Genomic DNA, 19,501 nt, shown 5'->3' with positions numbered 1-19,501 from the left:
TAATGTCTGGATATTTAGACGACAGCTATCTTGAAAAATGCCGCACTGTTAAATTTTTAATCCAGTCAGGTAATCTTTAAATAATTATTTTTATGGCGGCTGGTCAGTAAGTGGCAGTTTTAAAGTGAACTCAATGCCACCCTCTGGTCTATTGGCACATTCAATCGTACCATTTAAGGATTGGGTAACTAAATTGTATACAATGTGCATGCCTAAACCACTACTTCCTTTACCACGTTTAGTGGTAAAAAACGGGTCAAATATTTTTTCAATATTTTCGGCACTAATACCACTGCCAGAGTCATTATAGGTAAAATTAAGGTACTGATCCGAAATTGAAAAATCCAGCCCGATATTACCAGATGTAGCATGTTCAAAACCGTGGGTTAATGAGTTCATGACTAAGTTGGTGATAATTTGAGTGAGGTCGCTGGGATCTCCCCAAAGAGATATTTTGCTACTACAGTGTAAGGTTATTTGGCAATCAATCTTCTTAAGTGCTGGCTTTAGGCTAGCTAGGATCTTCTCGGTATATTCTTTAACATTATATAAACGTAAATTTTTGTTTGATTGATCAACAGCCACTAGTTTGAAGCTATTCACTAACTCTGCCGAACGTCTTAAATTAGTATTTAAGATCTCGGCACAGCTGGTTGTATCTTCGATGTAATGATCAAAATTTTCGCGGGTAACCTTGTTGAGTTTAAATTGTTTAGAAAGTGTCCTAGTTCTATCGCTAAGGTGAGATGAGGCTGTTATAGCAATGCCGATAGGCGTGTTAATTTCATGTGCTATGCCCGCTACAAGCCCCCCTAAAGAGGCCATTTTCTCCGACTCGATTAATGATAATTGTGCAATTTTTAATTTCTTTAGAGACTCTTGCAGTTGTTGGTTCTTCTTTTCTAGCATTGAGGGGCTGGGTAATTTAAGGAATATTGGGATCACAAACCAAATGATAATACCTGCCATAACCGAGGTGAATGCGGTTATGGCTTTAATCATTGCTGAAATGCCATAAATTGGCTTCCAGATGATAATAGCGCTAACGAGGTGTGATGAACCGCAAGCCAGAAATATAATGGATCCAACTAAGATAAAAAACCAAGGATAAGGTAAGTCTTCGCGTTTTCTAACAAATATAATGACAGCGATGGTAATCGAGAAATAAGCAAGCGCAGTCAATACATCAGAGATCACCGATGTCCAGAGAATGTCGGGTTGCCATAAGTAGCACATACCATGTGGCATAAAATTACTATTTTCAAAAAAGGACGAATCAGCCATGGTTATAACCTTAGTCAAACCCAAATTCACTACATCACTAACACTACAAGTACCTCTGTCTAATTCTAGTAGAAAAAATCAGAATTTATCATTATTGATAATAAGAAAAAAGAGAATAAATTATGCGGCGGTGGTGAGCAACCCGAAGGGGCAATGCCTTTGCATGGAATCAGTTGTAGTGAAATTAGCCCTTTAATAAAGGTTGTTTAAATGTGGTGGCGTCAGGGTGATTTAAAGCTACTGTACAGATGGTCGAATTGGTTCTTTGTTTATTGGAATGGGCGTTGTGTTAGCGAGAGTAGAGCAATAACGTAGCGGCAAACAGTAATAGCCATCTGCTAACGTATATTCGTTATTGCAGTAATACGTCATGTAATGCACTAACTAATAGCGTTAGCGCATTACAGTAACCGTTAATATTCGATGGCCTTTTTGCAGTAATACCGCTCGTAAAACAACAGAACCTTAGTTCAATGCCGACGATATACTAACTCGGCACCTTACATTTTAGGCTAACGAAGCCGCGGCACTCACCGTTTTATGGCGCATTAGCAGTTTAAAGGCCGCTGGCACAAAGTAAAATGATAATAACGTGGTTAATACGGTGCCGCCCGCAATAGCCACGGCAAAGGGTGGCCAAAAGCCACCGCCCGCTAAGATCAGCGGTAAAAATCCACCAACGGTGGTGATCGTTGTTGAGGTAATATGGCGGGTACAACTTAATACGGCATCGATGATCGCATCGCTATCACCAGCCATCGCTTGCGGGTTTGTTTTTAGTTCAGCGACTATCACAATCGCGGCATTAATCGCTAATCCCATTAAGCCTAATAAACCAATAATCACGGTAAAGCCAAACGGGTAATTAAACAGATATACACTGAGTAATCCTAGGCCAATTGATTGAAAGGCAGAAAGGAAAATTAAACCACCGAGTCTAAATGAATTAAAAAGTAACACTATAATGGTAATAAGCAGGGTCATAATAACCCCTATACTGGCCATTAAATTGCCTATTGCATTGTTGCGTTTGGCCGCCTCACCGCCAAATTCCAAGCGGTAACCTGCTGGCAGGGTAAATTGTTGTTTTTCTAATTCAATTTGCAATCGTTTGACCACAATTGAAGGTAATATCCCCGCGCGAATATAGCCTTCAATCACGTTAACCCGACTATTGTTGCGGTGAGGAATAGCGCCAAGGCTAGGCTTAATGCTTAAGCTTGAAATTGCTGACAACGGTATGCTCGTCTGACCGTCACCTGAGATAAGGTTTAAGTTATATAAGTCTTCAATATCTTGGCGGTTATCACTGCCTAAACGTACTCGTACTGGAATTGATTCGGTCGCTTCGATAACTGAACCGCCAGTTTGCCCCTGTAATGCCGATTGTAACTGCGCAGCTATCGCGTTAAGTGACATACCTGACAGTTGAGCTGCGTCTTCGTTGATTTTCAGCCTGACTTTCGGTGTGCCAGGTTGTAAGGTCGCTCGTGTATGAATAACATCCTCGGTAGTCGACAGTATACGGCGCAGTTCAAGCCCTAATATTTTTAAGGTATTGAGATTAGAACCATAAAGTCTCATTTCAACGGGCGCATTAAACGGAGGGCCTTGTTCAAGTTTTCTAACTAATATTTGGGCAAATGGAAATTGCTGATCGAGCTGTTGTTGCAGCTGAGGAATTAGCCGGTTAGCCGCCTGATAGTCGTGCGCGGTGATCATCGCCTGGGCAAAATTAGCCGCGCCTTCATTGCGTGGCACCATGTTGTAATAGAAAGAGGGCGCATTGTTACCAATAAACCAACGCACATCCTTTATACCTGATTGCTGGTTTAACACGGCGCTGATTTGCTTGGTCACTGTTTCGGTTTGTAAAATACTGCTTTGTGACGGCAAGTTGAGCTCAATATGAAACATATCGCGATCAGACGCTGGGAAAAACTGCTCTTGTAACTGTCCCGCCAACATAAATCCTGTCAAAGGTAAAATAAACACTAAGGCAATTGCAGTGCGTGGCGCGCGAAGTACCATCGCCAACGAGCGTCTAAATAGCTTACTAACGCGCTCGAGCCGCACGCCGTTGTGATACCAACGCTGCTTGCTTGCGTTATTGACTCGGACAAAACGTCCCGCTAACGTCGAGACAATGACATGGGAAATAATGTAAGAGCCAATTAAAGAAAAGATCACGCTTAGTGCAATGCCACCGACAAATTCACCCGCAGGCCCGGGCATTAGAACGATAGGCATAAAGGCCAAAATTGTTGTCAGGGTTGATCCTAATAAAGGCAGCCATAAATGTTTTAGGGTTGAAATTACCGCAGCAGTGGCTTTGGCACCTTGTTGCAAGCGTTGCTGAATGGTGTCGACCATTACAATAGCATTGTCAACCATAATACCCAGTGCCACCACCAGTCCGGTGACTGACATTTGGTGAATAGGCAGGCCGTAATATTTCATCACACTTAGGGTAAATAATACCGTTAATGGCAAGGACAACGTCACGACAAGCGCCGAACGCCAACCTAACGACAGCAGTAACACCACGGCGATTAAGCCAAACCCCACCAGAATATTCTCGACCAGTTCCTTTAACCGAGTATCGGTGTAGCTGTTTTGATTAAACAGGATCTCAAGTTCAATATTACTGGGTAAATTTTGGCTAAATTGTTCAAGTCGTTGTTCAACCGTATTGCTCCATTGATCTATTCGCAGCTTAGGCAGCATTCTGGTGCCAACCACAACAGCCGGTTGGTCTTCGATGTTGACTAGCTCAGTGGCTGGTGACTTAATGTGGCGACTGACCGTTGCGATATCAGCGACTCGGGTAATATAACCGTGCTGGTCATTAACTAATGGTACTTGGCGTATCCGATTTACTGAATCGAAATCACCCGTTAATTCAACCTGTAATTGGTTATATGGATTAACAAGTTTGCCAGCGCTAACCTTAGCATCCGATGCCGCAAGGTGCTGAGCGATATCGGCGACCGACAATCCCATGCTGGCAATACGGTCTGGGTCTATTTCCAACAGAATTTCTTCTTCTGGTTCGCCATAAACATCCACAAAATCGGTTCCGCCAACCGTACGTAACATGTTTTTTAACTCTTTAGCATAACGACCGAGAATGGCTAAGTTGGCATCGCCGCTGCCGGCCCACTTTAAGCCAATTAACATGGTAAATGCGTAACCTCGGTCATCATCGAGTCGTGGTACTGACGCGGCGCTGGGTAATGATGGCGTGACATCATTAAGCAGGTCGCGCGCCCGTGACCAAATTGGTACGGTGTCGGTGATGCTGTCTTTTAGTTCAATTTTTACCAGTGATACACCTGGCCGCGAGGTTGAAGTAATGTTTTTTATTTGCGATAACTTACTTAACTTACTTTCAATGAGCTCGGTGACAAGGGTTTCAACTCGCTCGGCGCTGGCACCAGGCAAGGCTGTAAAAACACTGGCGACTCGGTTCGTTATGCGCGGATCTTCAGTACGAGGTAAGGTTGATAACGCGCCCAAACCAGCAACAATTAACACAATAATCATTAATGCCAATAATCGACCATTTTCAATAAAGGCTTTTAACATTATTGTTGCTCCGCCAGTGCGATACTATTTGCTAAAACATCGCCACTGGTGACTAACTGGCCGGGTACTAGGCGGTGCAGACCCGCGGAAAGGTAGCGTTCGCCATCATTTATTGCACCACTGATGTAAGCCTTTTCTTGGGTGAGGTATAAAACTTCGACATTACGGCTTTGCAAGGTGAATAACGCGGCTTGTTGCTGTGGTTGCAAAATATAGAGATTCCACAAACCACGAACTCCATCGGTAAGGGCGGAAATAGGCACCCAATAACCGACATTTTTATTAGTCTGGTTCAAGTTCAAATAAGCCAGTTGGCCGTTAATTAAAGGCGAGTTATTGTTTAGTTTAAAACGCAGTTGAACGGTTCTGGTTTGTGGGTCGACATCTAAGCCTTTAGTTAATAACGTTGCCTGATGTGCCTGCTGAGCAATAGTGACAGTAAATAATTGATTTAATTTGAGCTGTTGGGCTAATGCGACAGGCACGCCGACTTTAATTTCGGGTTTGGATGTTTGCAATGTATTGATCGCTGGCGTGCCGGCGGCAACAACTTCACCGATCGAAATAAAACGTTTACTGATCACGGCATCAAAAGGGGCGAGCAGGCTAGACTTGGCTATTTTTATTTGGTTGGCGCTTAAATTGGTTTTGATCCGTTGGGCCGATAAAGTAAGTACTTGCTGTTTGGTTTGCAATTCATCAAGACTTTGCGCCGAGGAGTAATTCTTTTTGTTGAGGGTTGTTACTCGGCGCAGATTGGTAGCAAGTAATTTTTGATCTGCTTTATTTTGGCTTAACTGAACTTGAAGATCCTTGCGTTCAATTAACAGCAATTTAGTATCTTGCTGCGCGAGAATATCACCTTGTTTGACTAATTTACCTTCATCAACAAAAATGGCGGTTACTTTACCGGCTTGTTCAAAACCAAGATTAGCATTTTGCTTAGCCTGGACTTTACCAATAAATTTACGCTTAACCAAATATTGTGATTGCTGGCTTAATATATCGCTACTTGCTTGATGAGCATAAGGACTTTCACTCGGCGCTTGGGCTTGTGAATCACCACAACCAGTGACAATCAGGCTGGTCCCTAGCATAATCGTAATTAATGACAGCTTGCGCCGATTCGCAATATATACTTTTGAAAAAAACGCGGTCTGCATGGCAATATCCTATGTAATATCGTAATCTATGGAACTAATAATTCCATTCTAAATTAATCAAACTGGACTGTCTAGTTTGATTAAAGAATGAGTGATGTGAGTGAAATTACAACAGTATTGAATGTACACTTAGCCAAAAAATCGCGCTACAAATATTGGTGAAATCAGATCAAACGTTACCCTGAAAATAAAAAATGCGGATCAGCTCTAAACTGATCCACATTACAGCGAACATTACGTTTTTGATCTCAAGGTATAACTCAGATTAACTCACTGAAACGTTACTGTGCCGCCAGTAACTTCAAAATTATTACGGCCATATTTACTTAAATTAGGGCAGTTATTGATGGTGCCAGTTACCACAATCGTACTGCCGGGCAGCACGTTTGAGTATTTACCTGTGCCAGCAACAATGGTTAATGTTTGTTGAACTTTAAAAGGCGTTACATTATCTGAACAATATGGGTCACCGGCGTAAACTTGCGTGATTGAATCGCCAGCGGTATACATCACCCCTTTACGTTTTTTATTCACAAAAGTGTGACTTAAGCTGTAATCGGGATTTAATAAACCTTTCATTACGCCTTTAAGCTCAATATGTCGCTTTCTTGTTATTGCCGGGTTGCTATTGATTAATATAACGCGAAAGTATCCTAATTGTTCTGTTTCAGTAACAGAGAGTGTTTTTGCGAAACCTGTGATCGCAGTATAAGTACCCGGGGTTACAGCATTGGCCGTTGCTGAAACTAAACTCAGAGATAAAACTACGATGCCTAAAACATTAGTTCTGTTCATTAATATGTTCCTTATATTAGTTAATTATTTTAAATATTAGTAAAGAGCGACCGACTTGTTGTGGTTGAATTAACAGTGCTAGCGTGCAATTGGCAATAGGTCTCCATTTTAGTGACTGTTATCTGTTGATTGTGAAATCGTTTGTTGGCTGGAGGTAATAGGTCATTTAAAGAGAACTGGACAATTTAACCAACCGATTGTCCTGATTTTAATCGTGTTTAGTTTAGTTAATTTGAGCAGAACGTGAGAGATATTTTTACGTGTTTATAAAAATCAAAGTGTTAGCAACCGTTAAACCATCATCAAACAAGATTACGAGCAATCACTTAGCGTACAAGCTTATGGTAAAGCTAATATATAACGTCATTAATTACAGGGTGTTGCTGGGATCATAGGTACTTTTGAAAAAACGCGGTCACCATGGCAATATCCGAAGTAATAACGTAACCTATGGCAATAGACAGCCCACTATTGATCATACTGGACAGTCTAGTTTTGTTAAAAGCGAGAGATATGAGTAAACTTAGAACCAAAAGTGAAGAAAAACGGGCGTTAATCCAACACGCAGCCACCGAATTGTTTTGCGAAAAAGGCTTCGCTGCGACCAGTATGGAACAAGTTGCTAAGCAAGCTGGGGTGTCAAAGCAAACTGTTTATAGCCATTTTGGTAGTAAAGATGAATTATTTACCGATGCCATTAGCTGTAAGTGCATTGCGCATAATATCGTTGACTTAGTTAATGATAAGCTCGATAACCCGCAACAGGCCTTAACTGAAATTGCGACAAATTTTATTGCGCTGATGACGTCGCAAGCTGCGGTAGAAATGCATCGAACCTGTGTTGCCGAGTCTGTCACATACCCCCATGTCTCGCGGTTGTTTTATGAAGCAGGCCCAGAACGGATGATTAATGAGCTTGACAAGGTAATGCGTGAATTTGTTAAACGCCGCTTGCTTGATATCGACAATACCCGTCATGCCGCCGTGCAATTCTTGTGTGCGATAAAAGGCGAGATTTGCATCCAGCTCGAATTTAACGTTGAAACAACCAATAGCCCCGACCAAATCAATCAGTACATTGAGAACACCGTGGCAATGTTTATTCGCGGTTATCAAATTAAATAAGTTTAAGAGTTGAGGCTTATGTCGCTGTATTACATCAACCTCAACACACTAACCTTTCGTTTAGTTACTCCTCGCTTTATTGATTAAACCGTTAAACTTTCAGTTGGGCCAAAAAACTCATAATGAATTTGAGCAGGTGCTATGCCTAGTTTGTGTGCAATGGCTAAAGCGCTTTGCATAAATGGCTTAGGACCGAGTAAATAAAATTCAACATCGCGATCCTCTGGCAATTGCTGGGCAATTAGTTGCTCGGTAATAAAGCCCGTGGCATCTGGCTGGCACGATGCTTGTGGATTGCTATAAATGTAAAAGGGCGAAATATGATCATGGGTTGCTGTTAATTGCGCAACATGGTCTTTAAACGCATGAACCTTACTGTCAAGAGCGGCATGAATAAAACGAATATCTCGTCCTGAACCGGCTTCACTATTAAGCATGCTAATTGCCGGTGTAATGCCAACACCAGCGGTTAATAATATTAAAGGTTTGGTATTTTTACGTAAGGTAAAATCACCAGCCGGGTGTAACAGTTCAACACAATCATCAAGCTTGAGCTTGTCATGCAGCAGGTTCGAGACGACACCCTCTGGTTCGCGTTTAACGCTGATGCGTAAATAGCTCATGCCGGGCGCATCAGACAAGCTGTAATTTCGACGAATTTTTTCGCCCGCTTGGGTGGTAACGATAATCGTTAAAAATTGGCCGGGCTTAAACAAGGGCAGGGCCTTGCCATCGGTGGGCTCAAAGTAAAAAGAGCTAATAACCGAACTTTCCTCAATCCGCTTAACCAACTTAAATTGACGTTGGCCACGCCAGCCGCCAAGTTGCTGCTCGTTTTGTGCGTAAGCCGTTTCTTCTGCCGCAATAAGAATGCTGGCTAATTGGCCATAAGCTTTGCCCCACGCATCAATTACTTCGTCAGTTGCGCCGTCGCCAAGCACAATTTTTATCGCTTGCAGTAAGCAACTTCCGACCGCGTCATATTGATCAGGCATTATGCCCAGCGACACATGCTTTTGAACTATTTTACTGACTGCGTCGCTTAAATTTCCCAAGGCATCGATGTTAGCGCCATAGGCGATCACTGCACTGGCTAATGCTTTTGGCTGGCTGCCTTTACCTTGGTTAGTCTGATTGAAATAAGGCACAACATCGGGATGTTGGCTAAAAAGTAACGGATAAAACGTTCGGGTAATGTCATTGGCGTGAATTTTTAATACGGGCACCGTGGCTTTAATAATTTTTACTGTGTTGCTGTCTAACATTGCCGATTCCTATGGGAAATTAATTGAGATCAGCAATCACTTATCACAAAACGTGCCAAGAAAGTAAGTCGCTGATTAATAACACTTAAAGTTTGTTCTTAAACACGAGCTAGTCAAATTGACCTAGATCAATAAACGTGTCAATTAGACCCATATTAGGTTATTATGACCTTTATGAATATTTCTCCGTTTATTGATATTGTTGAAGACTTAAATCGACAATTAACTCAAGCCCAACGTTACCAACGGCTAGTATTAGCCATTCAGCGCGCGATCCCTTGCGATGTCGTGGCGTTACTCAAATTACACGATGGTTGTTTAGTGCCTGTTGCGACAGTCGGCTTAATGGAACAAGCACTAGCACGCCAGTTTGTGATCGACCAGCACCCCCGCTTGCAACATATTTTGAGCAACCCGCAAATTACTCGGTTTGATAGCGACTGTACGTTAGCCGATCCTTACGATGGCTTAGTACAGGGCTGTGGCGAGCAATTACAAGTGCACGATTGTATGGGCTGCACTATTTTGATTGATGGCAAACCTTGGGGCGTATTAACCCTTGATTCTATGCTAGCAGGTAGCTTTTCGGCATTAGATCCGGTGGAAACCCGTGCTTATATTGCCGCTGTTGCAGCCGTTATTAAAACCAGTCAGCATATCGAAGCACTAGAGAGTAAAGTTGAGCATAACCAACAAGTCACTCAGCATTTGATCGCAACGGTTAATTCGGGTGACATTATCGGTCGCAGTGCCGCAATTAAAGATATGCAGCGTGAGATTAACACGGTTGCCCCCAGTAATTTATCGGTGCTCATTACTGGTGAAACAGGGGTCGGCAAAGAGCTGGTTGCTAAAAGTTTGCACCAGCTATCGCAACGAAAAAATCAGCCGTTGGTGCAAATAAACTGTGCCGCATTACCTGAAAATATTATTGAAAGTGAATTGTTTGGTCATGTGAAAGGCGCTTTTTCTGGCGCGATTAACCAACGTAGCGGGCGGTTTGAATTGGCCGATGGTGGCACCTTATTTCTTGATGAAGTAGGAGAGTTGCCATTGCCAGCGCAAGCCAAGTTGTTACGCGCACTGCAAAATGGTGAAATTCAGCGGGTTGGCAGCGACAAAACCACGGTAGTGGATGTCAGAATTGTCGCGGCGACTAATCGTGACTTGCAGCTTGAAGTCAAAGAAGGTCGGTTTAGAGCCGATCTTTATCACCGATTAAGTGTTTATCCGCTCTTAGTACCGCCGTTGCGTCAGCGTGATCAAGATTATTTGTTATTGGCAGGTTACTTTCTTGAAAAAAGCCAGCAACAGCTAGGTGTCGTAAAATTACGTTTACAAGCTTGTGCTATTGAACAACTGGCTCGTTATGACTGGCCGGGCAATGTTCGAGAATTAGAGCACCTGTTGAGTCGCGCAGCACTTAAAGCCATTAGCGAACAAGGGCGACATGCGAGCATTGTTAGCATTAGCGACCAGCATCTTAATTTACAGCTCACATCAGCGCCCAGTGAGCGGAGTAATCTAGGTAGTAATATTGGTGATGCTGCCAATAGTATTTCATCGGTGAGTGAAGTAATCAATGATGTTACCCAGCTAGGGCTGCGCCAAGCAACCGATCAATATCAACGTCAGTTGATTGATACGGCGCTAAGCCAGGCGCATGGAAACTTAGCCGCTGCGGCTCGACTGTTACAAATAGATCGCAGTAACTTAATTAGGACCATGCGTCGCTTAACTATGTAACTTTTAAGCCCTGAACAGGCTTTGTTTGCAGTACGCTGCATAAGTTAATGAGTTGAACGGTAACTTATGCAGCAGGACTTATTTTCTAACAATAGTCACCATTGCAACTGGGCCATGCCAGTTGTAAGTGGCTCGGCTTAGATCGGCTTCGCCATGAATACCTGGGCTCGGGTAAATATATCCTTCACCTTCGTCTTCAGGAGAAAAGGGCACTCCCGCGCAATGCGGGCCAGGAATGTTGGCACACAATTCATCATTGGTTTCACTGCCACCATCATAAGCTTTCATGTAATAAGTCACCGGCATATTACGTTTTTTGGGTAAGGTCATGCCCAGCATCGCGACTAGGGTATCATTGGTCGGCAATGCCATAGCAACCAAACTTAGTTGGCGATAACGCCCCGACGCCGTTACCTCTAATTCAACGGACATGCCGGGCATCAGCAGTCCTGCGGTGGCTGCGGTATTATAGACTTCATCAACATTGGCCAATTCTTGATTTAAGCCTGAAATATCACCACCTTCGGCAATATTTATAATGTTTTGACTGGCGGCACTGCCAACCGAAAATAACGAGAAAGATTTCAAATGACTGGCCGCCAATAAAGGGGTGAAATTTATGCCTTTGGTAATGTTGGTTACCGTCACTTGATAAGTACGGCCCTGGTGATTGTAATTAGCACTGGCTTGGAAACTTAATGAGACTGCTGCGGCTAACATTAATACTTTATGATTAAACTTCATTGCGCTACTCCTGATGATTTGAGGTATGCCCAGTGAGTTGCCACTGGCTTGCTCATCAACAATAGGGCAGCGGTGTCACGGCTTAATCACGTCTTTATCACGAATTAGTCACAATGATCGAACTAAAAAGCTCACAAATGTAAATAAGTAGTTGCTGCTTATTGCGCGAAAAACTACCATGGGTTTAAAGAATGTCGTGTTAGCACTAATACCCAATATAGTGCTTAATTTCAAATGAAACATCATGTTAAGAGGTTAAGAATGACAATAGATTTTAGCGGAAAAGTAGCAATAGTTACTGGGGCCGGCAATGGGCTTGGTCGCAGTCACGCATTGGAATTAGCAGCACGCGGGGCCAAAGTAGTGATTAATGATTTGGGCGGGGCCAGAGATGGCAGCGGTCAATCCTCTGTGGCGGCACAAGAAGTAGTGGCCGAGATTATTGCGCTCGGCGGTGAGGCGATTGCCAATGGCGCTAACGTCGCTAATTTTGACGAAGTGCAAGCGATGGTCGACCAAACTATGGCCACTTGGGGCCGAATTGATATTTTAATTAACAATGCCGGGATCTTGCGCGACAAATCTTTTACTAAAATGGCACTAGATGATTTTAAATCGGTGTTCGATGTGCACGTTATGGGCACGGTTAATTGTTGTAAAGCGGTGTGGGATATTATGCGCGACCAAAATTATGGCCGTATTATGATGACCACATCGTCTAGCGGCATGTACGGCAACTTTGGCCAAACTAATTATGGCGCCGCTAAAATGGCGGTGTTGGGTTTAATGCATACCTTGGTATTGGAAGGGTCTAAATATGATATTCGAATTAATGCGTTAGCCCCCATTGCCAATACTCGAATGACCCAAGATTTAATGCCCGAACAAATATTGCCGTTACTGACTCCCTTTGCTGTCACCGCTGGCGCATTAGTTTTGTGTGATGACGACGCGCCTAATCAATTTATTTTATGTGCGGGAGCTGGTGGTTATGCGAGCGCAGCCATGCATGAAACCCAAGGCGTGATGTTGTCAGCTGCCGATCAATCGCCAGAAAGTGTCCGCCAACATTGGTCGCAAATTTCAGATCCCCGTGATCAACAAAAATTAAGCTCAGGCATGCAACAGTCAGAGAAATTTATTACCAAAGCGTTCGCACTACTTAGTGAGAAGAGTTAAGAATTAATTGAATTAAGTCATCGGATATTGGTTGAATTTGAGCCTTGTGGCACGCTCAACAAGCGACGTTTATAGTCACCAACGCCTAGTTTAGCGTTAAATCGATTGTTTTATCGGCTGGCTGGTGGTCAAAATCAATATTTGTTTTGAGCTTGCTGCTAACTGGTTATAATAGGGACTTTGTCGTTGTTATAATCTTTTAGGAAGCAAGTTTGGTCGATCCAGTAACGTCTGATGATTATCAGTTAGGCCCGTGGTTTTTTTACAGCCAGCGCCGTCAATTAGAGTCATCTGAACAGCTCATTGAGTTAACCCCAGTCCATAGTGCAATTTTATTGATATTGGTTGAACATTACCCTGAACCCGTGGCGAGTGAGCAACTTATTAAACAAGTGGGTGTTGAGCTCACGCGTAATAAACTATATCAAAGTATTGCTCGGTTGCGCCGGATCTTTAACGATTCAGTTCATCGCGCTCATTTTATTGGCACCATCCCCAAACGTGGCTACTGCTTGGTCATGGAGCCACAGCGAGTTACATCGTCGCCTCAGCTGCCTATTGCCGTTGAGTCAAGCACTGAACAATTACAAAACCCTGCAGCAGGTTTAACATCGATCAATGTGTTAGACGATTTGAGTTTTATTACTGCAGCTCCCCAAACGGCGATTATAAACAGTGAACCAGCGGCTAAAGCCTCAGCATTAGAGCCTGAGCCTGAATTTCATGTTGAAGAACCGTCTCTGGAAGCACTTTCTTTTAAAGGAAAGTCTGTTAAAGGAAAGTCTGTTAAAGAAAAGTCAGTTGAAGAACTACCTGCTGACGAAGTACTTGATCGACAGATTCAAACTGAGTGTAGAGCCAGTAGTGCCGAACCCAGTGCTAATACCAATATCAATACCAATGAAAAATTAGAACAGCCGACACCACAACCTCGCGTTACTAAACGCCGACGGCTAGCACCGTTGCTGATTATAATCAGCATGTTGGCGTTTATTACTGCCAGCTGGTGGTTTAACGATAATGAGCTTAAAGTAAGCCAAGCAACGAGCTCAGATCTTGTTTATCTTACGCCTGTTACCTTTGAGGTAAATGCTGACAATGTACCTGCGATGTTAAGCGAAGATGTTGTACAACAAGTGACTCAAAACGTCGGCTGGTGGTTAAAGCACAAAATACAACACATTGGATCGATAACCGTCGTTGAACATCAAAAGCTGGACAAATATCCACGTTTGGACACGGCATTATTTTATGCCGAAGATGGCGTACAGATTAAGCTAACTTATTATGACAGCGCCAATAGCGCTGCGATTAAGTACGCGTCACTGCCGCTAAATTACAGTGGTAGCTGGGCCAGCCAGCCAATAAACATTGCACTCACCAGAATACTTGCACCTAATGTTAAGTTGAATTTAGCGCAAGAACATTGTGAATTTAACCAGTTTGTTGGCACCAAAGAACGTAAACCTCAGTTAGAGTCAGGCTGCCTGATAAGCTATCAGCAACAGCTGTTGTTGTTAAATGAACAACTAGCAAGCGTGGAACAAACTGTTAAATCCTCGGTTGAACAACAACAAGCTGAACAATCGTTCAGTCAGCTTGTTGGCGTGCTTAAACAAAAGTTTCCAACTGATAGTTTAGGCTATCGGGCCGCTGCGCAGTGGTCGTTACGTCAAGGTGATATTGCTAGCGCGACAGAACAATACGAGCGGGTGATTGAACTAAATAACTCGCAGCTCGACAATTTTACTGCCCTAGCGCAGCTATATCGCCAGCAAGGTCAATATCAATTAAGTTTACGCTTGATCCACGCTGCACAGCGTTTAGCTCCGGTCAATAAAGAGCTAAACTATTGGCAAGCACGCGATTTGGCGCAGTTGGGATATTTCGCCCGTGCTTATCAACTAGCGAAGCAACAACTTAATTTTAGTGATAATGTAATAGAGAAATTGCGTTTTACTCATCTTAATTATGACAGCTTGGCAGCATTAGACAGCGCTGGTCTAGCAATCGCCGATCCAAAGTTGATTAAGGCCGTGGAGCAATCATTGGCAAACAATTCACTCCCACTTGATCATCCTGTTGATGCGCTTGCTATAAGTGGCCAACATTCTGTGGTTAATCTTCCAGCAAAGTGGCGTTATGTTGTATTGCTTAGCGCCAATGGTCAATTAGAACAAGCATTAGCTTTTGTCGCAGAGCATAAAATGACGCCGCTACCAGGCAATGATATAGCGCTTGTTAGCAATCAAGCTTTGTACTTGGTACATTATGCTCGGATACTGCAATTAACGGGGCAAGATAAAAAGGCCCAGTCATTGCTGCTTGCTTTAGTTGACTTTTTTAGTAACGAACCAATAGCGCCATCGTTTTATTCAACCCATTTGGCGCAAGCCTATGCACTACTGGGTAATACGACTAAAGCGATTGAAGAATTGTCCCGTGTTGTTAGCACTGGTTGGCTGCCTGATATCCGTTATGACCTTGCAAATTTGGAATTTAATCCTAATTTTAAGTCGGTGGCCGATAATTTGACGTTTATAGCCTTAGTTCAATTGGTTAACCAGCGGAAATTAAGAATCAATAAACACTGGCTAAATTTAGGGCTCGATCCAGTGAAGGAATAGATAAAAATAGTATGATATTACTACGGCTTTGCTTACTGCTTACTTTAACTCTGCTAACTCCTTATAGCAGTGCAGTAAGTGATCCGTTAAAGCCTGTCGTCGTTCAAATAAAATGGCATCATCAATTTCAATTTGCGGGTTTTTATGCCGCGAAAGAACTTGGTTATTATCAAGATGTTGGCCTAGATGTAACGATTAAAGAACGTAAGACCAAAAATTCGGTACTAGACCAAGTTTTAAGTGGCCAGGCCCAATATGGGGTGGCAGATTCAACCCTAGTGTTACACCGCTTAAAAGGGCTGCCAGTAGTGGCATTGCTGGCCAGTTATCAGTATTCGCCGTTGGTATTAATCACTCGAGCCAGAGACAATATTCTTAATCCGATCCAACTTAAAAACAAACGGGTGATGTATGGGTTAAATTCTGACGACAGCACGTTATTAGCGCTGTTCAAACAGTTTGATCTGACGATCGAAGATTATCAATTTGTAAACGTAGCTGATCCACGTAGCGCATTAGAGAATAATGAAATAGACGCCTATGCTGGTTACATCACCAATCAACCTTATTTGCATCAAGAATCAGGTTTGGCCGTTAATATCATCAATCCATCAAATTATGGTATTGATTTTATCGGTGATTTTGTTTTTACCACCGAAGCCTATTTGGCTTTAAATAGCACCGAAGTTGCTGAGTTTAAACAAGCAACCATCAAAGGTTGGCAATATGCGCTGGCCAACCCAGCGCAGGTCATTGACTGGATTATTCATGTCTATCGTGCAGAACGATCGCTTGGCGCGTTGCAAAATGAAGCCCGCATGAGTCGGCGTTTTTTTGACCAAGATCTAACTAAGCTCGGTCAGATCTCGCAGCAACGACTGCAACAGTCAGCTCAGCTGTATCGTGACCTAAACATGGTCCCTAGCCAAAGTACTTTAACGGGATTTCAGTTAACGTTGCAAACAAACAAACCCTTGGTTGATTGGCGCATTGTTGCATTTAGCTTGCTGATGTTTACGCTGGTTATGTGTCTGTTATTCAAGCTTCGGCGTAAAATAACTACTGGGCTAAATAAAATCAGTGCCTTGTTCTCAAAAACGGCCTTATTAGAGGCCCAATATCAGCACCAAATAGATCAAAATATTCTCAGCTATCGAACCGATAAAAACGATTGTTTTGTTTTTATTTCACCCGCATTTTGTGCAAAAATTGGTTATTTAGAATATGAGTTGATTGGGCGACCGAGGTCGGCTTTTTACCATCCTGAGTTTCCTTCATCGGCAGCAATAAAAATCAGCAAAAGCATTTTGTCACACTTGAGTTGGAGTGGTGAGATTATGTATAAAAACAAACGTGGTGATTTATATTGGCATCGCGCGCAGTTAGAACCCATTGTTAAAAATGACTATTTGTTAGGATATTCGTCAATTGAGTATGATATTAGTGACAAAAAACGGATCGAACAGGCGGCTGTAATCGATGCGACGACCGGCTTATTTAACCGCTTTAAGATTGAACAACTGTTAAAGTACGAATACAACAGATCTAGCCGCACTAATTTACCGTTTTCGGTCATTTTGTTAAATTTTTCAGGCATAGAATTAGTGCGCACCAAAGAAGGGGAACAGGCGCTAGACGAAATGTTATTATCGCTTGCCAATATTGTAAGTTGTGAAATCAGGTTGTCTGATACGGCAGGACGGTGGAAAGCCGAGCAATTACTGATTATTTGTCCTGAAACAACCAGTAATGGCGCTAAGTTACTAGCCGCCAAAATTTCCCGCAGTATTGAACGTTACACTTTTAGTTCGGCTATTGTGCCACTAGTACTTATTTCTGCCGATCGATTAGGCAAACGAGAAGACATTAGCCAATTGATTGAACGGCTAGAAATAAAACTAGCCAGCGCCAATCAAGGCCATTGACCTTAAGTAAATGACCTTAAGTAAATGAGCTTAGGTAAATGAGCTTGGCTCTATTCACCTTAAATGTAGCTAGCTTCGCAATATATTGGTACAACAGACCCAATGAGCTTAGATTCATTGAGCTGATTAATTGAAATGAGTGGCGCAGTGAGTATCAAGCTGCGCCGACCCGCTTTTACATACGCTATTTAGCTATCAGCGCCTTAGTCATAACTCCCTTGCTCAGTGCCGAAGGCCTGCGGGGATCCGATGCCCCAAAATATCCTTGTTGGTTAAGCATTATCGTTTGAGTACTGCCCATCGCTTGCTTAACTTTTATCTGATGACCTTTTTGCGTCAGCAACTTGACGGTATCTGGGCTTATTCCCCGTTCAATCCGTAAGTAGTCAGGCAACCACTGGTGATGAATACGCGGCGCTGCACTCGCTTCGGCAATATTCATTTGGTGGTCAATGACATTGAGGATCACTTGCAAGGTAGTGGTAATAATGCGCGAGCCACCAGGGCTTCCAGTGACGAGAAACGGAACACCGTCTTTTAATACGATGGTCGGGGTCATTGAACTGAGCGGGCGTTTCAACGGCGCAACGGCATTAGCTTCGCCACCGATTAAACCATACGCATTGGGCGTGCCAGGTTTTGCCGAAAAATCGTCCATTTCATTGTTCAGTAAAATGCCGGTACCAGCAGCGACGAGTCCTGAGCCATAGCTAAAATTAAGGGTATAGGTGTTAGATACTGCGTTACCGTATTGGTCGATAATACTATAATGAGTGGTTTCATTGCTTTCGTAAGGGGCGAGTTTACCCGGCGCGACATCGGTACTTAAGGTGACCTTGTTGGGGTTGATTTGCGCGGCGAGATCTTTGGCATAATTTTTATTCGTTAACGCAGCAACAGGCACTTTTACAAAATCAGGATCGCCTAAATACTTACTGCGATCGGCATACGCACGACGCATTGATTCGGCCATCGTATGAATGGTCGCGCTGCTATTATGACCCATTTCGCTGATTGGAAACTGCTCTAGCATATTTAACATTTGCACCAGATGAATGCCGCCAGAAGAAGGGGGCGGCATTGAAGCGACTTGGTAACCACGGTAGTTGCCGATCACAGGCTGACGTTCCATGACTCGATAGTTTGCCAAATCTTTGGTGCTTAGCACGCCGCCTGCTTGTTGAACGGTGTTACTAATGCTGTTGGCCACATAACCTGCGTAAAAACCAGCTGCACCTTGGGCGGCAATCAGTTTAAGGCTTGCGGCTAAATCACTTTGCACCAACCGCTCACCAGGCTGATAAAAACCACCGTCGGCTTTATAAAATATGGCTTGAGAACTGGGCCATTTACCTAAACGTTTGGCCATTTTTTTAAGTGAACTGGCTAAGTCGGCGGTAACCACAATGCCGTTAGCGGCTAAATCGATCGCGGGTTGCATTACTTGGCTACGTTTCATGGTGCCGTATTTATTAAGCGCCACCTCCATGCCCATGACAGTGCCGGGAGTTCCGACTGCTAGGCCGTGAAAGCGTGATAGTTTACTGTCGGCATTGCCGTCTTGATCTAAAAACATGTCACGAGCGGCCTGCGCTGGAGCAATTTCACGATAATCAAGCGCAATAGTCTTTTGCTCTTTGGCCAAATAAATCATCATAAAACCACCTCCGCCAAGGTTGCCTGCTCGGGGCAGTGTTACCGCTAAGGCATAACCAATAGCGACAGCCGCATCAACGGCATTGCCGCCGGCCGCTAAAATATCAACCCCAATTTGGCTGGCCAATGCTTCTTGAGTCGCGACCATGCCTGAATTTGCCCACACCGGATGGTGCAGTGCGAATTTGCTATCAATAGCAAGTTGCGCTGGCGTATTAGCAGCAGAAGCGGCCAACGTCACTGTCCATAATGATAAAACAATGTATTTTTTTATTTTTAGCATCGTACATTCCTTAAGTTAAACACCAATAGAAATCCTAACTTAGTCTGAAAATAGAGTTAAGGTTAGTATTTAATTAGATTTTTTTTGAGGTTGGTCCAGTGCCGTAAGAGCATGAGTGATA

At 43.3% G+C, this 19,501-nt stretch carries 12 protein-coding genes; 5 read left to right on the top strand and 7 right to left on the bottom strand.

Annotation, left to right across the window (positions count from 1 at the left end; all coding sequences use genetic code 11):
• Nucleotides 1–90: 90 nt before the first annotated feature.
• From HRU23_17380 to HRU23_17365, 4 genes are all read right to left on the bottom strand, one after another.
• Complete coding sequence (locus tag HRU23_17380) at nucleotides 91–1,284, bottom strand: HAMP domain-containing histidine kinase (protein ID NRA55913.1); 1,194 nt, start codon at nucleotides 1,282–1,284, stop codon at nucleotides 91–93.
• A 507-nt stretch (nucleotides 1,285–1,791) separates the two neighbouring features.
• Nucleotides 1,792–4,872, bottom strand: a complete 3,081-nt coding sequence (locus HRU23_17375; protein ID NRA55912.1) for an efflux RND transporter permease subunit — start codon at nucleotides 4,870–4,872, stop codon at nucleotides 1,792–1,794.
• Entirely contained in the window at nucleotides 4,872–6,035 is a 1,164-nt protein-coding gene (locus HRU23_17370; protein NRA55911.1) for an efflux RND transporter periplasmic adaptor subunit, read from the bottom strand. Before HRU23_17370 ends, HRU23_17375 begins: the two co-directional genes overlap by 1 nt.
• Nucleotides 6,036–6,305: 270 nt before the next feature.
• The gene (locus HRU23_17365) at nucleotides 6,306–6,830 is read right to left on the bottom strand and encodes a hypothetical protein (protein NRA55910.1); all 525 of its coding nucleotides are present in this window, start codon (nucleotides 6,828–6,830) and stop codon (nucleotides 6,306–6,308) included.
• Nucleotides 6,831–7,343: 513 nt separating this feature from the next.
• Here HRU23_17365 and HRU23_17360 point away from each other — a divergent pair.
• Nucleotides 7,344–7,955 carry a TetR/AcrR family transcriptional regulator gene (locus HRU23_17360; GenBank protein NRA55909.1) on the top strand — a complete coding sequence of 204 codons (612 nt, stop codon included), beginning with the start codon at nucleotides 7,344–7,346 and terminating at the stop codon, nucleotides 7,953–7,955.
• An 83-nt stretch (nucleotides 7,956–8,038) separates the two neighbouring features.
• Here the strand turns inward: HRU23_17360 and hmpA are convergent, their stop codons facing one another.
• On the bottom strand, nucleotides 8,039–9,220 hold the full coding sequence (hmpA, locus tag HRU23_17355) for an NO-inducible flavohemoprotein (protein ID NRA55908.1): 1,182 nt from the start codon (nucleotides 9,218–9,220) through the stop codon (nucleotides 8,039–8,041).
• 174 nt (nucleotides 9,221–9,394) lie between these two features.
• Here hmpA and norR point away from each other — a divergent pair, with 174 nt between their 5' ends.
• Entirely contained in the window at nucleotides 9,395–10,966 is a 1,572-nt protein-coding gene (norR, locus tag HRU23_17350) for a nitric oxide reductase transcriptional regulator NorR (GenBank protein ID NRA55907.1), read from the top strand.
• 78 nt (nucleotides 10,967–11,044) lie between these two features.
• On the opposite strand, the gene HRU23_17345 is transcribed toward norR, so the two are convergent.
• Nucleotides 11,045–11,710: a hypothetical protein gene (locus HRU23_17345; protein NRA55906.1), complete on the bottom strand. Its 666-nt coding sequence runs from the start codon at nucleotides 11,708–11,710 to the stop codon at nucleotides 11,045–11,047.
• A gap of 261 nt (nucleotides 11,711–11,971) precedes the next feature.
• On the opposite strand from HRU23_17345, the gene HRU23_17340 reads away from it, so the two are divergent.
• The 3 genes from HRU23_17340 (at nucleotide 11,972) to HRU23_17330 (ending at nucleotide 17,441) form a co-directional block, all read left to right on the top strand.
• On the top strand, nucleotides 11,972–12,889 hold the full coding sequence (locus tag HRU23_17340; GenBank protein NRA55905.1) for an SDR family NAD(P)-dependent oxidoreductase: 918 nt from the start codon (nucleotides 11,972–11,974) through the stop codon (nucleotides 12,887–12,889).
• Between the two features lie 212 nt (nucleotides 12,890–13,101).
• Complete coding sequence (locus HRU23_17335) at nucleotides 13,102–15,516, top strand: winged helix-turn-helix domain-containing protein (GenBank protein NRA55904.1); 2,415 nt, start codon at nucleotides 13,102–13,104, stop codon at nucleotides 15,514–15,516.
• 11 nt (nucleotides 15,517–15,527) lie between these two features.
• Complete coding sequence (locus HRU23_17330; protein ID NRA55903.1) at nucleotides 15,528–17,441, top strand: ABC transporter substrate-binding protein; 1,914 nt, start codon at nucleotides 15,528–15,530, stop codon at nucleotides 17,439–17,441.
• A 184-nt stretch (nucleotides 17,442–17,625) separates the two neighbouring features.
• Here the strand turns inward: HRU23_17330 and ggt are convergent, their stop codons facing one another.
• Complete coding sequence (gene ggt / locus HRU23_17325) at nucleotides 17,626–19,380, bottom strand: gamma-glutamyltransferase (protein NRA55902.1); 1,755 nt, start codon at nucleotides 19,378–19,380, stop codon at nucleotides 17,626–17,628.
• Nucleotides 19,381–19,501: the final 121 nt, after the last annotated feature.

The organism is Gammaproteobacteria bacterium, from assembly GCA_013214945.1.
Classification (GTDB): domain Bacteria; phylum Pseudomonadota; class Gammaproteobacteria; order Enterobacterales; family Psychrobiaceae; genus Psychrobium.
The sequence above is the reverse complement of the archived record's forward strand: the minus strand, read 5'-3'. Positions and strand labels throughout refer to the sequence as shown.

Coding starts and splice junctions, on each gene's coding strand:
- HRU23_17380 (NRA55913.1), bottom strand. CDS start 1,284: ATGGCTGATTCGTCCTTTTTTGAAAATAGTAATTTTATGCCACATGGT.
- HRU23_17375 (NRA55912.1), bottom strand. CDS start 4,872: ATGTTAAAAGCCTTTATTGAAAATGGTCGATTATTGGCATTAATGATT.
- HRU23_17370 (NRA55911.1), bottom strand. CDS start 6,035: ATGCAGACCGCGTTTTTTTCAAAAGTATATATTGCGAATCGGCGCAAG.
- HRU23_17365 (NRA55910.1), bottom strand. CDS start 6,830: ATGAACAGAACTAATGTTTTAGGCATCGTAGTTTTATCTCTGAGTTTA.
- HRU23_17360 (NRA55909.1), top strand. CDS start 7,344: ATGAGTAAACTTAGAACCAAAAGTGAAGAAAAACGGGCGTTAATCCAA.
- hmpA (NRA55908.1), bottom strand. CDS start 9,220: ATGTTAGACAGCAACACAGTAAAAATTATTAAAGCCACGGTGCCCGTA.
- norR (NRA55907.1), top strand. CDS start 9,395: ATGAATATTTCTCCGTTTATTGATATTGTTGAAGACTTAAATCGACAA.
- HRU23_17345 (NRA55906.1), bottom strand. CDS start 11,710: ATGAAGTTTAATCATAAAGTATTAATGTTAGCCGCAGCAGTCTCATTA.
- HRU23_17340 (NRA55905.1), top strand. CDS start 11,972: ATGACAATAGATTTTAGCGGAAAAGTAGCAATAGTTACTGGGGCCGGC.
- HRU23_17330 (NRA55903.1), top strand. CDS start 15,528: ATGATATTACTACGGCTTTGCTTACTGCTTACTTTAACTCTGCTAACT.
- ggt (NRA55902.1), bottom strand. CDS start 19,380: ATGCTAAAAATAAAAAAATACATTGTTTTATCATTATGGACAGTGACG.